The following is a 15974-nucleotide window of genomic DNA, read 5'->3' as shown; positions in this document are numbered from 1 at the left end:
CGAGGTGACGCGAGCGATGCGCGAGGCGTGGGACGGCGAGGCCGAGCGGTTCGACGAGCAGCCTGATCACGGTCTTGCGGACGGGCGCGTCCGCGCGGCCTGGACGGCCGTGCTGCAGGAGGCGCTCCCCGCGCCTGCGGCGCGGATCGTGGATCTCGGCTGCGGCACGGGATCGCTCTCCGTTCTCCTCGCGGAGCTCGGCCACACCGTGCAGGGCGTCGATCTCTCTCCGCGGATGCTCGAGCGGGCCGCCGCCAAGGCCCGGCGCCATGGCGTCCACGTCGACCTCATCGAAGGCGACGCGAGTGATCCGCAGGTGGACGGGCCGTTCGACGTGGCGCTGTCGCGGCACGTCCTCTGGGCCCTACCCGATCCAGCCGCTGTCCTGGACCGCTGGGCGAGCCTGCTCCTGCCGGGTGGTCGGCTGGTGCTCGTCGAAGGGCGTTGGCACACGGGCGCTGGATGCCGCGCCGGTGACCTGCTGCCGCTCGTCAGGAGTGCGACCAGCGCCGCCGAGCTGCGCCCCCTTCCCGACCCGGCCCTGTGGGGAGGCCCGATCGAGGACGAGCGGTACTTGATCGTGGCGGCGGTGTAGATACCTCGGGCGACGGTCGGGGCCGGATCCCGGTGACGGATCGGCCGGCACGATCAGGAACCGGCCGCCGTCCCGAGCGACCTCGCCGGACCTGCACGATCACGAAGTCCGTCCCCGGCAAGCCAGCGCCCCCACGTCAGCGGACCTGGCCGTGCTCCCACGCCCAGGCGGCGATCTCCACGCGGTTGCGGGCGGAGAGCTTCGTCTGGATGTTCGTGAGGTGCGTCTTCACGGTCGAGAGGGAGACGAAGAGCTCGGCCGCGATCTCGGCGTTGGTGCGGCCGCGGGCCACGGCGCGGACGACCTCCAGCTCGCGCGGCGAGAGGTGGTCGGGCAGCTGGGGTGTGCGCGCGACCGGGCGGGCGGCCAGGTGCTCGAGCAGCCGCACCGTGACCGAAGGGGAGACGAGCGCGTCGCCCGCCGCCGCCGCGCGCACGGCCTCGACGAGCAGTCGGGGACCCGCGTCCTTCAGCAGGAAGCCGCACGCGCCCGCGCGGAGCGCGCCGTAGACGTACTCGTCGAGGTCGAACGTCGTGACGACGACGATGCGCGGCGGCTCCGGGTCGGCGGTCAGCACGCGGGTGGCCTCCAGGCCGTCGAGCTGGGGCATTCGGATGTCCATCAGCACGACGTCGGGCCGCAGTGCGCGGGCGAGCGAGACGGCGTCGACGCCCGTGCCGGCCTCGCCCACCACGTCGACGCCCGGCTCGGCCGAGAGGATCAGCCGGAAGCCCGTGCGGACCATCTCCTGGTCGTCGGCGAGCAGCACCCGGATCACCGGGCACCCCGCAGCGGCAGCCGGGCCGACACCGTCCACATCCCGGGCCCGGTCGGGCCCGCGGCGAGCGTGCCGTCCAGCGCGGCCACCCGCTCGCCCATCCCCACGAGGCCGAACCCGCCTCCCACGCGCCCGCTCACCGGGGCGGCTGGGACGCCGTCGTTGCGCACCGACACCAGCAGGGCCTCCTCGCGGATCCGGACGTCCACCTCGACCGCCGTGACGTGCGGCGCGTGCCTGCGGACGTTGGTGAGAGCTTCCTGCACCACCCGGTAGCCGGTCGCGGCCACCCCCGGTGGCAGCACGGTGTGCTCCAGCCCCGGGTCCCCGGTGAGCCGCACGAGGCGGGCGTCCGGGTCGAACCGGTGCACGAGCGTGCGGACCTCGGCGAGTTCCGCACCGGGGGTCCGGGCGCCCTCGGCGTCCTGGCCGCGCAGGACACCGACCATCCGTCGCATCGCGGTGAGCGCGTCGGTGCCCGCGTTCTCGATCGCGGCGAGCGCGCGGTCGACGTCGTCCGGGGACGTGCGGGCGACCACGGCCGCGGCCTGCGCGGCCACGACGATGCCCGTGACGTGGTGCGCGACGACGTCGTGCAGCTCGCGGGCCAGCTCCATCCGTTCGGCGGAGCGGATGTCCCCCACCGCGGCCCGCCTGCGGGTGTCGACCTCCCGCAGCAGGAGCCCGATCGCGACGGCGCCGCCCCAGCCCAGCGCCGACAGCAGCCCGAAGGTGCTCGCGCCGGTGTCGGTCATCCGCATGATCGGCGAGCCGACGATGGCCGCGGCCGCGGTCGCCGTGAGAACGAGCGCGGGGCGCAGCGGACACCGGTGCAGCACCGTGATGACGACGACGGCGAGCGCCAGCTGCTCGGTGAACGCGATCCTCGACACCGGCCCCGGTGTGCCGAGGAGCGCGGCGGCAGGCGCGGTCGAGAACAGCGAGATCGCGAAGGACAGGCCGATGGCGACGGCGGCCGTCGGCACCAGCCGGGCAGCCGACCGCCTGCGCAGCAACACGACCAGCGGGACGGTGACGGCGGCGGCGACGGTGGCGAGCGACCCGGATTCGACCGTCAGGACCAGGTCGATGAGCAGCCAGAAGCCGTAGGCGGCCAGCTCGGCCACCAGCCCGAGGTGCCGCCGGACCCAGCGGAGCAGGCGGATCACGGCACGAGCCTATGTGCGGGCCCGGGCGGTCACCCTCGGCCGGAAGTACGAGCCACCCGTGCGGGTTTCCGCCCTGCGGCCGAGGCAGGTGGGCAAGCACTCGCGCGATCGTGATCCGCATGGCACAGATGATCGTGGCGTTCCTCGGCACGGCGGCGTGGGTCGCAGGCGTTCTCCTCCTCGTCGTGATGGCGGCGATCCCGTTCCTGGAGAACCTCGCCGACGCGGACCACCGGTGACGGTCGGTCCCCCGGCGCTGCGGGCATCGGTCTCGAGCACTGGTTCGGTGCCGTGCCGGTGCTGCGGGGGGCGACCTCGTGGTGCACCGCGGCGAGGCGGTGGCCGTCACCGGGCCGTCCGGCTCCGGCAAGTCGACGCTCCTGCACTGCCTGGCCGGGATCCTGCGGCCGGACGAGGGAGAGGTGTGGCTGGGCGCGGACCGGATCGACGACTGATCGGAAGCGCGCCGCACGGCGCTGCGCGGGTCACGCCTCGGCTTCGTGTTCCAGTTCGGGCAGCTGCTGCCGGAGCTGCCGCCGTCGAGAACGTGGCGCTGCCGCTGATGCTCGCCGGCGTGCGCCGCGCGCCGGCGGTCGCGCGCGGCATCCTGGTTCCCAACGCTCGGCATCGACGGGCTCGAGCAGCGCGGGCCGGGGCAGCTGTCCGGTGGCCAGGAACAGCGGGTGGCGGTCGCCCGGGCGCTGGTGACCGAGCCGGACGTCGTGTTCGCCGACGAGCCGACGGGCGCGCTCGACACCGGCACGGGTCGTAGCCCGGCCGACCTCCTCACCGGGCTCGCCGCGCGCACCGGCGTCGGGCTGGTGATCGTCACGCACGACGCCGAGGTCGCCGCCCGATGCGTTCCTCGTCACGGCCACCGCCACTGGCACCGGCGCGGCCGCCCGCCTGCTCGACCACCGCCGCGCCCTCCGCCTGCTGCGCCTCGTCGGCACCCCGCTCGCGGTGCTCGACGCCGCCCGCCGGGCGGAGACGCTGCGCCCGCTTCTCGTGCTCGGTGCCATTGCGCTGGCGATGGGCCTGCTCTGCGCGTCCCCGTTCGCGGCCGCGGCTGGTGCGCTGGATCCGAACGGACTCGCCGTGCTCGCCGCCGCACTCGCCGGGGGTGTCGGGCTGGTGGTCGCGGCGTCTACCGTGACCCGGCCGCTGCTACGGACGGTGACGACCGACGGGGCGCCGGAGCATTGATCAACCGCGGTCGCGGCGGCTCTCGCCCGCCATGCGGCCGATCGCGAAGAACCACGAGCGGTCGTGCGCGTGCGCCAGATCGGTGAAGAGCGCTTCGGTCTCCGGATGCCCCCGGCCGAGGAGCGCGGCCGCGTCGGTGGCGGCCCGCTCGAGCTCCGCGGCGGCCTCCGCGGAGAGACCGAGCAGTGCGAGGCAGCCCGCCACGTTCGCGCGCAGCGCGATCACGTGTTCGTGACGCGGCCCGTGCACCTGCTCCGCGTCGTGCAGCGCGGCGCCGAGGAGGGCGAGCGCCGCCTCGATGTCGCCGAACGCCGCTCGCGCGAGCGCCGACCCGAGCCGCGAGGTCAAGGTGTCGGGGTGGCCCGGACCGAGCGTGCGGGAGCGCTCGGCGGCCACCCGCTCCGAGAGCTCGACCGCCTCGTCGATCCGGCCCACGAGCCGGTACGCCGTGGCGAGCGCGTCGACCGCCGTCAGCGTGCGGGCGTCGGACGGACCGAACGCGCGCGTGCGGTCGGCGACGCTCGCCGACAGCAGATCGAGGCCCTGCTGCCAGGCGCCCGCGGCGAAGCACACTGCGCCGAGGTTCCCGGCGACGGTCAGCGTGACGGGGTCGTCGTTGCCCAGTCCGGCGCGACAGGCCGCCAATGCCTCCTCGAACAGAGGCACCGCTTCATCGGCGCGTCCGGCGTGCCAGAGATCGACGCCTGCGGCGTGGAGCGCGGCGATATCACGCGCGCCTTCGCGGGCCTGGCGTGATCCTCGACTGCGCGTCCACGGCGGCATCCGTCGTCCTCCTTCCCCGTGCACCCGATCACGCCCCGAACGTCGGCGCAACGCCGGGGGTGCTCGTTCACCATTTCTCGTAGCGCCGTCGGCGAGATCGGATATCCCGCCGCGACGGATGATGTTCACCCCTTCTTCGGCATCCCGGTGTCGTGCCTTCGCCACCGGTAATCATCCATCCGGTACCGGGGCGCCGGTACCGCGGCGCCCGCCCCCGCCGCCCTCCGCTCGCGCACCCCTCGGCCGGGCACGCGACCGGAGCGGGTGCACCGGCCGGCGCGGGAGGGCGCCCGGCCGCAGGCCCGCGCCCCGGGGCGGCGCTCGTCGGGGGCGGAGCCGGGAACGCCCGAGATCGGGTCTCGACGAAGTTGATGAACGTCTGGTAACGTCCGGATGGCTTCCCCCCATGGGGGAGGTTGCGATCCAGGATCCGCTTGTTGCTGACGTTGCGTGACGGGCCGGGTCGGGGTCGCCGGGCTGCCGGGTGTGGGTTCACCGCCTGGTTGTGGGTCGCTGCCTCAGGCGCGACGTACGGGGTCGGCCCGTTCTTGCGTGTCCTCTTCGATTCGTGGCCCCGTGTCACTTCGGTCGCGGATCGTCTCCGTGGTTCTCCATCCGACCAGTGGGAGTTGCAGCTCATGTCCCGGTACTTCGCGTATGACGGAGAGGCCACCGGCCTCCCCGCGTGCGCTGGTGCCGTGCGGCTGCGGCTCTCGGCGATCGATCGCCTGTTCTGGGTGATGCGGTTGGTGTTCGGGTTGGCCGGTGCCGTGGTGGTGCTGTGGATCGGGGCGGCGTTCCTCGCGACGCCCGCGTCCGCGGCGGCCGTGGTGCCGGCGGCGGCCGTCCAGCAGAGCCTGATGAAGGGAGGTGCAAGCAGCAAGAAGGGCGGCGATGGCGACGGCGGCTCGGACAAGAAGGAGAAGAAGTCCGACAACAAGTCGGAGAAGAAGTCCGAGAAGAAGTCGGACAAGAGCGAGAAGAAGTCCGAGAAGAAGGAAAAGAAAGAAAAGAAGTCCGACAAGAAGGACGAGAAGTCCGAAAAGAAAGAGAAGAAGTCGGACGAGAAGTCCGAGAAGAAGTCGGACAAGAGCGAGAAGAAGTCCGAGAAGAAGGCGGACAAGAAGGACCGTGCGGAGTCCGGCGACTCGGACGACCCGGAGAAGAAGACGCGGGAGCGGCACTCCCGGGATGGCGACGGCGAGGACAGCCGCGAGCAGGACGACGCGGGCGATCGCGAACAGGCGAGGCACGAGGAGCGCGGTGACCGCGAGTCGGCACGGCGCGGGTCCGCGCGGGACGACTCGGCGGGCGAGCGCGACGACGAGCGTCCGGCGAGCCGGCGGGCCGCCGACGGCGAGCGCGGCGACCAGGCCGACGCGAAGGACGCCGACGCGAAGGACGCCGACGCGAGGGACGCCGACGCGAAGGACGCCGACGCGAGGGACGCCGACGCGAAGGACGCCGACGACGCTTCGGCTCACGCGGACGGCGCCGGCGAGCGCGTGCGGGAGGCCGTCCGCGAGCGCGTGCGCGACGCGCTGGGCGAGGCGCGCGGGCGCACCGCGGACCGGGACGACGACGGCAAGAAGGACGGCAGGACGAAGGACGCCCGCCAGAAGAAGACGGGCGCTCGCGACGCCGACGCGGAGCCGGCCGAGGGCGGCGACGACGAGGCCGGCGCGAGACGTCCCGCGGGGGAGCTGAGCGGGCGCGCGTCGAAGGACCGCGACGACGTCGAGGGCGCCGTGCGCCGCTGGGCGAAGGAGCTGGCGGACGGGGCAGAGGACGCCCGGTCGAAGCGGGACGACGGTGACGGCAAGCGCCCGCGAACGAAGGGCGACGCCGGCGGTGAGCTACGCACAGTGATCGGCGAGCTGTCGGAGCGGGCCGGAGGATCGCGGTCCGAGCGAGAGGACGGCGAGGGGGAGTCCGGCCGTCGCGCGGTGGCCGCGCGCCTGGCCGAGGCGGTCGATCCGGGCGAGCAGAAGGACGGCGCGCGGAAGAAGAAGGCGGCCGACCGGGCCATTCGCTCGGCAGCGGACGACGGCGATCGCGAGGAGCGCGCCGGCCGGGCCGAGAAGACCGGTCGTCTGGTGCAGGAGCTCGTCGAGAAGGAGCGCTCCGACAAGAAGAAGCCCCACTCCGGCGATCGCCCGGGGTCGTGGGCGAAGCTGGCCGATGGCATCGCCGAGGCCGTCGGTTCGCGGCACGGGGCCGACGACTCGGGCGCGAAGGACGGCAAGGACCGGTCCGCGGACGTGCGGCGCCTCGTCGAGCGCGCCGGCAAGATCGTGCGTGACGTGTCGGACGGCAAGGCCGACGGGGATGTCGGCAAGGCGGTGAAGGGTCTGGCGCGCGACGCCGCCCGCGTCGTAGCCGATCACGCCGGCGTCTCGAACGGCGGGCGGGTCGAGGGTGAGGTCCGCAAGGCGATCGGCCACGGCGAGAAGAAGAAGTCGGGGGCCAAGGACGAGAAGGCTCTCGCCAAGCTGCTCTCCGCCGGTGACGGCGGCAAGACGGTGAAGCTGAGCGGGCTGGACCGCAAGGACCGCGAGCGGATGTGCGGCGACGGCGGCTGCTCCGGGCTGAGCTCGGACGAGGTCTCGACGTTGTCGTCGCGGGAGTTCTCGGACGCGCGGTCCCGGGCGCCACCGCGGGACGACGACGAGGACGCGTCGGATTCCGACGACTCGGCGAAGCAGACCGAGAAGGTGCTCGAGGGCCGGATCAAGGTCGACAAGAGCGAGAAGAAGCTCGCGCAGACGAAGAAGGACGTCGCGTCGGGCAAGGCCACCAAGGCCGAGTACGACAAGCAGGCAGCGGCGCACAAGAAGCTCGAGACGCAGTACGTGGCGGACCGGGCGGAGCTGTCGGATGACCGGGCCGAGCTGGTCGACGAGGTCGTCGACGGGCACGAGACGCTCGACAAGAGCGAGAAGAAGCTGGCGGCCGAGGAGAAGAAGGTCACCTCCGGTGTCGTGTCCGCTGCCGCGCACAAGAAGAACGTCAAGGCGTACGAGGAGCAGCGCGACGAGGTCTACGAGGCCACCGACGAGCTGATGGACGCCACCGACCGGCACGTGTCGACGGTGTCCGAGGACGACCTGGACGGCGAGGGTTCGGCCGCCGGGTGTGATTCGGACGGCGCGTTCACGGGCTGCGGGTCGGCGTCGGAGTCCGGCGACGGCAAGCGCGATTCCGAGCGCACGCTGTGCCTGTCCGGCGTGTCGTCGGGGTGTGGTGCGTCCTCGTCGGCGGGTGGTTCGAAGGCCGTGGCCTCGTGCGACGACTCCGGTTGCGGGAGCAGTGCGTCCAGTCGCGGCGCCGACGGCGAGGTGACGAAGGCCTCCGCGAGGTGTGACGGCAGTGGGTGCGACCAGTCCAGTCGCGCCGACCGTGAGGGTGCGTCCGCGGAGTGCGAGTCCGGTGGTGGGGGCTGTCGCACCGACTCGACGGGGCCCAGCCGCGACGGGGCGGCACCACCCGGTGGCGCGGAGCGGCGGACGGCCGCGCAGGCAGCCTGCACGGGGGCGTGCGGCACCGACTCGGCCGCCGACCGGGAGGGTGCCGAGGCCGGGTGCGACACCGGTGGCGGCAGCTGTGACAGCAGCAGCACCGGGTCGGGTGGTGAGCGCCCGGCGACACGGCTGGCGAGCTCCGGGACCGATCACGCCGCCGAGGCGGACACCGGCCAGACGAGCCGGCAGGGCAGCAGCACCGCGCACTGCGAAGGCGCAGGCGGGTGTGGCACCTCCAGCACGGTGGACCTGGGCGACGAGGACTCGACCGACGAGGTCGTCGCCGACGCCGACGTGGACTGCGCCGCCACGTGCACGGGCTCGGCGAGCAGCAGCACCGACGCCGGCCACAAGGCGAACGCCGGCACGCCGGGCGCCACGAAGGCCGCGACGAAGGCTGCTGCGGGTGGGTCGGAGTCGGCCACCAACGGCAAGGCGCGGTGCACGGTCTCCGGTGGCGGGTGCTCGACGCGCAGCCTGTCCGGCGCCGACGGCGAGGACGCGGCAGGCAGCGGCGGCAGCAGTGACGCGGTCGTCGAGGTCGACTGCGGCGCCGGCTGCACCGGAAGCGGCACCACGAGCACGGCGGGCAGCGGGCGCGGGGTCACGACCGCGGAGCGCAAGAGCAGCGGCCAGGCCTCGTGCGAGTCGGCAGGCAGCGGCTGCCAGGCCTACAGCAGCACGCGGGTGGACAGCCAGGTCGACGAGAAGGACGACCCGCGGGCCCGCCTGTCCGGTGCCGTCCGTCCGGCCGTGCTGACCGACGGCGACACCACCGCCTCCAGCTCGGCGGGCGCGAACGTGGACTGCGACGCCGCGGTGTGCCACGGGAAGGCGTCCAGTGCCACCACGGGCACCGCCACCGGTACCCCGGCGAAGGCGGGTGCGGCCGCGCCGGTGCGTACCACCAAGGCCTCCTCGCAGTGCGATGCGAAGGCGGGTGGCTGCGGGGTGCAGTCCGACTCGCAGGTGTCCGACCGCGCCGCGGAGCCGTCGTGGGACGAGCAGACGGCCGCTGCGGCCACCGGCAAGGCCTTGGCGACCCGCGAGCTGTCGGCATCCAGCACCGCCGACACCGAGATCGACTGCGCCGCCGCGAGCTGCGTGGCGTCCGGGTCGAGCACCACGTCCGGCGGCGCATCGGGTGACGTGAAGGGCGTGCGCGACAGCACCGGCACCTCGTCCTGCACCGCGCACGGCGCTGGCGGCAGCTGCAGCACCGCGGCGGACACCACGGTGTCCGACCGCGACCCGGCCGGGGACACCGCTGCGACGGCGGGTGTGGTGCAGGTGTCGGGCCCGGTGAGCGTGTCGCACGCGAACGCCACGGTGCAGTGCTCCGGCGCCGCCACCGAGTGCGGCGGCACCGCGAAGAGCTCGACGAGCGCGCGGGACACCGGGGTCACCCCGTACGCCCGGGGCACGTCGTCCACCGCGGAGTGCACGGTCACGGGCGGTGGCTGCGAGGGCGAGACCAGCTCGGCCGCGTCGAGCGCGCCCGACTTCGTGGCGGTGGACCCGAACACCGGCCGGCCGCTGGCGGGCCAGTCCCTGTCGGGGCCGTCCTCGACCTCGACCTCGTCGGCGAGCCTTGCCTGCGAGGCCGGCACGGCCTGCCACGGCTCCGTGCGCACGACGACGAGCGCATGGGACGGCGCGGTGGCGAAGGGCAAGCCTCGGACGTCGGAGGGCACCGCGTCCTGCACGGGTGGCACCGGTGGTTGCCAGGTGCAGTCCACGTCGACCGCGTCCACCGGCCCGGGTGCGGCGCTGGCCCTGTCCGGACCGCAGGCGGAGGGGCAGGCCCAGCAGGTCAACACGGCCCGGCTGGTGGCGGGTCCGTCCGCGGCGTCCGCGGCGGGTGCGACCATGGTCTGCGAGGGGCAGCAGAGCTGCACCGGCAGCGTGACCAGCGCGGCGTCCGCCACCGATCCGAGCGTGTCGGCGCAGTCGCGGGGTTCGCGCAGCGAGGGCTCGTGCAACGGCGTGTCGGGCGGGGTGTGCCAGGCGGTCACCAACTCCGGTGCCTCCAGCGAGCCGAACGCGAACATCATCAGCCCGCTGGTGCAGGCCCGGTCGACCGCGAACGCCACGGTGTCCTCCGAGACCACCGGGGACCAGGGCAAGGCACCTGCCGACCAGCAGGGGCAGGGGTCGGACCAGCCGGCCACGCCGCCTGCGCCCGTGGCGCCGGGTTCGTCCGCGAACTCCGGCGGGCCCACGGTGCCGGGCGCGTCCAGCTGGACGATGGCGTCGGCCACGATGGACTGCGCCGGCGGCACGCCGTGCACGGGCGAGGCACGGACCTCGGCCAGCGGGAGCGACGGGCCGGCCGCGATGAACGGTGAGGGCGGGGCGCGTGGTCCCCCGGGGACCGGCACCTCCACCTCCAGCGGCAGCTGCACCAGCACGGCGAGCGGCTGCCATGTCCAGACCGACTCCTCCGCAGGCTCCGGCCAGGTCGTGGCCGACATCGTCGCGGAGCAGCAGAACAGCCAGGCCGAGCAGGCGAAGCAGCAGGCCACCGAGGCCGAGCAGCGCGCCGCGCAGGCCGCGAAGGTCGCCGCCCGCCCGGGTGCGACCGCAGCACAGAAGAAGACCGCCGCCGATGCCGCGGCCGCGGCGAAGGACGCGCGCAAGACGGCAACCGAGGCCGCGAAGCTGGCCGCGAAGCCGGTCACCGCCGCGCCGGCCACGTGGTCGCAGTCGTCCGCGACCGCGCAGTGCACCGGTGCCGGTTGCACCGCCGCCACCACGGGCGGCACGAGCGGCACGCCGGGCCGGACGCAGACCGCGGCCACGTGCACTGCTGCCGCGAGCGGATGCGTGGCGGCGAGCGACGCCACGGCCACCATCACGCGCAACGCGGGCGAGAGCCCCGACAAGGGTGCCAAGGCCAAGTCGATCCCGGGCGTCACCGGGCAGGCGCAGGCCGGCTCCCAGATCGACTGCCCGGAGGCGGGCTGCACCGGCCGGGTCACCGGCGGCGTCACCGCGGTCGCCGGGCCGGCCGGCAAGCGCAGCACCAGCACCGCCACCGGGTCCACCGGGTGTGACGGAACCACCGCGTGCCGGGCCCAGATCAGCGCGGCGTCCTCGACGGCGACCACCACGTCGGACGTCCCGGCCGAGCAGCGGTTCGCCACCACGACGGCCCAGGTGACCGCCACCTGCGACAACGGCACCGCGGCCGGCTGCGCCACCCGTGCCTCCTCCGAGTCGAACGCCATCGGCGCAACCCGGGTGAAGGCGCACGCCACCGCCACCTGCGCGGCGGCCGGCGGTTGCCAGGCCGGAACCGGCGGGTTCGCGTCCGAGGCGATCGCCGAGGTGACCGGCACCTGCGCGGGCACCGGGTGCCGCACCCACACCGAGGGCACCGCCCACGCCGCCGCCCCCGGTGGCGTCAACAAGGCGTCCTCCCGCACCGACTGCACGGCTGGGACCAACGGGCAGTGCGCGGGCTCGAGCCGGGTGGGCGCGACGGAGAACGGGACGCAGGTCTCCGCGTCCTGCCAGGGCACTGCGGGCTCGACCTGCCGGTACAGCTTCGCCGCGAGCAGCCACGCGCAGTCGGCAGGCGGTGGCAGCCGCGCCACGGCCGATGCCACCTGCGGTGCGCGCGGCGGCGCGGGCGGCGGATGGTGCGGCACGAGCGCGGCGGCCAAGGCCTCCGCGGACGGTGCCATGGCGGGCGCGTCCTGCAACGGCAGCGCAGGCTCCGGGTGCCGGTACTCCTACCGGGCCGAGAGCCACGCGTCGGCTCCCGGTGCCAAGGCCGACGCGGTCGGCTTCGGGAAGGGAACCATCGGCGGCGGCCAGGTCATGACCACCGCCGCGGCCGCCGGCGATGCGAACTCGGCGCAGGCGTCGGCGTCGTGCATGGGCACCAAGGGCACCAGCTGCAGCCACTCGTACTCGGCTTCGCGCTCGGCCTCGGCCCGCGACCCGGAGACGGGGTCGTACGCCTGGGCCCGCGCGTCCGGCTCTGGTGGCGGCGGTATGGGCGGCGGCGGGGTCGCGGTGTCCGCGAGCGCCTTCGCCGAAGGCAACCACGCGTCGGCGTCGGCCACCTGTTCGGGCGCGGCGAACTGCGACGCACCCTTCTACGCCAAGGCCAAGGACTCCAAGAAGGGTGCGGAGCAGTCGGCCACCTGGGAGAAGGACGGCGGCTACTACACGGCGTGGAAGACCGCCGAGTGCTCGGGCAACAACGGCGGCTGCGGTGTCACGGCCGTCGCGATCCCCGGCCAGAAGAACGGCGGCAACGCCTACTGCTCCGGGTACTGCGCGAACTTCAAGGAAGCCGGTGCCAGCGACTGGATCAAGACCGTCGACGCCGGGTGGAAGCGCGCCCAGGCCGCTGGCGTCGAGATCGACCCCAAGACGCACGAGCCGATCATCGACCCGAAGACGGGCCGGCCGAAGCTGCGCGGCATCGGCGACAACCGCTACGGCGCCGAGTTCCAGTGCAACGGGAACGAGTGCAAGTACCGGTACCGCAACCTCGGCGACAAGCAGGACGGCGCGTGGCAGACCTGCACGAAGGCCGACTGCATCGAGAAGGCCGGCGTCGGCTCGAGCGGGCAGAAGCTCACCGTCGGCAAGGACGGCAACCTCGTCGTCAACAACCCGACCGCGCCGGGCGGCACCAAGTACGACACGGCCACCGACCCCAAGGAAGCCGGCAGCTACCGCGACGACCAGGGCCGCGGCATGGGCTGGGCGAAGACCACCGGCTCGATCAAGGACGCCTTCAGCGGCAGCACCGTCACGGCGAGGGGCGGCGGTGGCGTCACCGCCAGCTACGGCGACCCGAAGGGCGGGGCGTTCGTGGTGGCCTGCCCGGCCGGCTGCTACGGGGCGCTGAAGAACGGCAAGGTGAAGGACGGGAAGCCCGTCCAGGACACCTTCGACATCGGTGGCCCGTTCGGTGGGAAGGGCGTCGACGCCTGGCTCATGGCCCGGGACGGGTTCGACAACCCGGCGGTGGCGTCCTGGAACGGCCAGGGTCGCTTCACGTCCTTCGAGGGCGTCAAGATGATCGCGAACGGCGACGGTCCGCTCCAGACCCGCCAGGGCCCGGGCGAGGTGGGCAAGTGGAAGCCCAACACCGCGTTCGTCATGACGGCGGGCCGGGGCCAGCCGCACGGCCGGTACGAGATGTACGGCCAGTCCGGGTCGGTGGAGCTGCCCGACGGCCGGAAGATCGAGAACACCTACCCCACCGCGTTCGGCTCGCCACTGTTCCAGTCGTCGCTCTCCCTCCCTTGCTACTCCAACTGCAAGGCCCAGAAGCCCACGGCGGCCGACCGGCTCGTCGTGGTCACGCCCGACGACGAGGGCAAGGGCGGCAGCTTCGACTGCTACGGGATGTGCAGCGAGACGGTCCCGGGCAACAAGGGCGTGTCGCTGGACAAGAACTGCCAGGTGATCTGCAACGGGTCCGTCACGGGCCTGGGCAAGGGCCCGAACGACCTGTTCAAGGTCGACCCGACCAAGCGGACCTGCACCGCTGTGTGCCTGATGCACGACGAGTTCGCCGGCAACGAGGGCACCAAGACGCCGAACGGCTACTTCGAGGTCCGGCTCGACGGACCCGGCCGGGTCTACAGCTTCACCCCGGAGGGCGACGCCCAGTACTGCGCCGCCAATGGCTGCGGTTTCGTGCAGGGCTACCGCGACGCCAAGGGCAACGGCGGCTTCGGCGTCTGCTACGGCGGCGGCACCTGCATCGGCGAGACGAACGCCCCCGGCAAGGACGGGGCGCACAAGACCCTGATGTGCGACAACGGGAGCTGCAAGCCGACGGTGCTGCTGTACCCCAACCCGAACACGCAGGTCGACACCGACGGGGACGGCCGCCCGGACACCAACAACATCGACAAGTACGGCCCGAACGACGGGTGGTACTGCGGCAAGGGGGCCGGCGCCAACGGCTGCACCGGCGGCGACCCGGAGACGATGGTCAAGGGGCGCGGCGAGGCGGAGCCCAGCTGGATGCTGCTGCTCGACCCCAGCTACACCCGGAAGGCGACGGACGCCCCGGTCGACAAGAAGCTGAAGGAGGACCTGACCCAGCCGATCATCGACGCGAGCCAGAAGAAGCTCGACGACGAGAAGAAGAAGGTCGCGGCCGGGAAGCTGAGCGAGAAGACCTACCAGGAGCACGTCAAGGCCCATAACCAGCTGGTCAAGGAGCTCACGGAGAGCGACCAGCTGCCTCCGCTGGACCCGGCGTCCTACAACGCCCTCACCGACGAGCAGAAGAAGGCCTACGACGCCGCGGTGCGTCCGCTGAGTGCGGTCGAGAAGGCGTTCGCCGAGGCGCGCGTGGCGGGAGCCGAGTCCAACGCGCAGTACGTCAAGGACAAGGGGAACGCCGAGCTGCCGGGCCTCAACCGGATCCTCGACAAGGTCGAGCAGACCGGCGACACGTCGACGCTGACCGATCACGAGCAGCACCTGCTGGCCACTGCGCAGAAGCGGTTCCCGCTGCTGGACGTCGACCGGGGCATCGTCAACGGCCTCGACCAGATGGACTACCAGCGCCTGCTGATCAACGCGAAGAACCAGAGCGTCGCCGACGGGAACCTGCCCGGGAAGCTCGACGGCAAGTCGCTGCCGACGATCAACGAGGACATCCAGAGGACGCTGGGGGTCAACAGCAAGGGCCAGCAACTCGATGACCAGGGCCGGGTCATCGTGTCCAGCCAGAAGGAAGCCGACGCCCTGCCGAAGGGGACCAGGTTCGTCCTCCTCACGCCCGAGCAGCAGGCGCAGGGCAACGCCGCGGGCGTCACCAACCTCGCGATGGTGGGCCACAAGGAGGACCTGCGGCTGCGCACCAACGCCTGGGAGGAGCAGAGCGCCGCGTACAACAGCCAGAAGGCGGCGTTCGAGGCGAAGAAGCGCAACGGGAAGGCCACCCAGGCCGACGTCGACCGGCTCAACGCCGAGGCCGACCGGTTGAACGCCCTGCGCACCGGCATCAACGCCGACTGGGACGAGCTGGGGTACATCAGTGACTACCTCAAGGCGCAGCCGAAGCTGCCGGGCAAGCAGCTGAGCGGGGCGGACTACGAGCACCTGCGCACGTACGACATCGGCTTCGCGGGCAACGCGGGCGACCCGGCGTGGGCGGGCCAGCTGAAGAAGTGGGACGACTTCCAGGACCGCGCGACCGCCCTGGCCGATCACCTGGAGAAGACCCGCGGTCCCGATGACCAGGTCACGAAGGACATCAAGCTGCTCGCCACCACGGCGGGGCTGAACTACGACACGGTCCTGCGCGACCTCGGCTCTCGCTCCGCGGACAACAAGCTGTTCGCCCGGACCTCCGACAACAAGAGGACCGAGCTCCTCCAGCTGCCGTCCACCGGCCGGCCGGACATGGTCTACGTGCTCAACTCGGGGATCAACAAGCAGTACTACGACAACATCACCGACTCCCTGATGAAGAAGTACTTCGACGAGGGGGTCAAGAAGTACGAGGGCTACGACGGCGACGCGTTCGCGGGCGCGACGCCGGAGGACCGGCGCGCCGAGTTCGCCTCGCGGGGCACCCCGCAGGAGATCATGAACGCGTTGTCGGTGCCCCTCACGAAGGAGGATTTCGCCGGCCTCGACGGCGAGATCAAGAAGGGGATCGAGAAGTACTCCGAAGACGGGTCGAACACCGACACGCTCATGACGTTGTACGAGGACCCCGAGTCCCACGAGCTGCGCTACATGCCGATCTACCGGGTGATGGACTCCCAGGGCAACGTCAAGGCGTACATCGACGTCAAGGGCGCGAACTACAACGACCTCGGCGACTTCCGCGACAACAACGAGCTGTTCGGCGAGGGCACGAAGCTGCTCGCCCCCACCGATCTGAGCGCGAAGATCGGCAACCTGACGCTCGAGACGACGGACGGGAA

General features: G+C 72.8%; 6 protein-coding genes and 1 pseudogene (1 of these 7 cut by a window edge). 4 read left to right on the top strand and 3 right to left on the bottom strand.

The window, feature by feature from the left end:
- Positions 1-4 precede the first annotated feature (4 nt).
- Positions 5-595, top strand: coding sequence for a class I SAM-dependent methyltransferase (locus ABEA81_RS17125; RefSeq protein WP_345606109.1), 591 nt, complete (start codon positions 5-7; stop codon positions 593-595).
- A gap of 136 nt (positions 596-731) precedes the next feature.
- On the opposite strand, the gene ABEA81_RS17120 is transcribed toward ABEA81_RS17125, so the two are convergent.
- Both ABEA81_RS17120 and ABEA81_RS17115 read right to left on the bottom strand, forming a co-directional pair.
- Entirely contained in the window at positions 732-1373 is a 642-nt protein-coding gene (locus ABEA81_RS17120; RefSeq protein ID WP_345606108.1) for a response regulator transcription factor, read from the bottom strand.
- Positions 1370-2542 carry a sensor histidine kinase gene (locus tag ABEA81_RS17115; RefSeq protein WP_345606107.1) on the bottom strand — a complete coding sequence of 391 codons (1173 nt, stop codon included), beginning with the start codon at positions 2540-2542 and terminating at the stop codon, positions 1370-1372. Before ABEA81_RS17115 ends, ABEA81_RS17120 begins: the two co-directional genes overlap by 4 nt.
- Positions 2543-2859: 317 nt before the next feature.
- On the opposite strand from ABEA81_RS17115, the pseudogene ABEA81_RS17110 reads away from it, so the two are divergent.
- A pseudogene (locus ABEA81_RS17110) lies at positions 2860-3225 on the top strand (ATP-binding cassette domain-containing protein); the annotation flags it as partial.
- A gap of 280 nt (positions 3226-3505) precedes the next feature.
- Entirely contained in the window at positions 3506-3748 is a 243-nt protein-coding gene (locus tag ABEA81_RS17105) for a hypothetical protein (RefSeq protein WP_345606159.1), read from the top strand.
- Here ABEA81_RS17105 and ABEA81_RS17100 read toward each other — a convergent pair whose 3' ends face one another.
- On the bottom strand, positions 3749-4531 hold the full coding sequence (locus ABEA81_RS17100) for a tetratricopeptide repeat protein (RefSeq protein WP_345606106.1): 783 nt from the start codon (positions 4529-4531) through the stop codon (positions 3749-3751).
- A gap of 638 nt (positions 4532-5169) precedes the next feature.
- Between ABEA81_RS17100 and ABEA81_RS17095 the strand changes: the two genes are divergently transcribed.
- On the top strand, positions 5170-15974 hold the 5' end (the start) of the coding sequence (locus ABEA81_RS17095; protein ID WP_345606104.1) for a preprotein translocase subunit SecA. Its footprint extends 42151 nt past the window's final position; 10805 of the gene's 52956 nt are visible here — the first part of the coding sequence; the start codon lies at positions 5170-5172; its stop codon lies off the right edge, out of view.

This window comes from Pseudonocardia adelaidensis, from assembly GCF_039543345.1.
GTDB classification, from domain to species: Bacteria; Actinomycetota; Actinomycetes; order Mycobacteriales; family Pseudonocardiaceae; genus Pseudonocardia; species Pseudonocardia adelaidensis.
This window is presented reverse-complemented; position numbering and strand designations above follow the sequence as displayed.

Excerpts from the sequence above, each read along its gene's own strand:
- ABEA81_RS17100 (WP_345606106.1), bottom strand. The coding sequence starts at position 4,531 with ATGCCGCCGTGGACGCGCAGTCGAGGATCACGCCAGGCCCGCGAAGGC.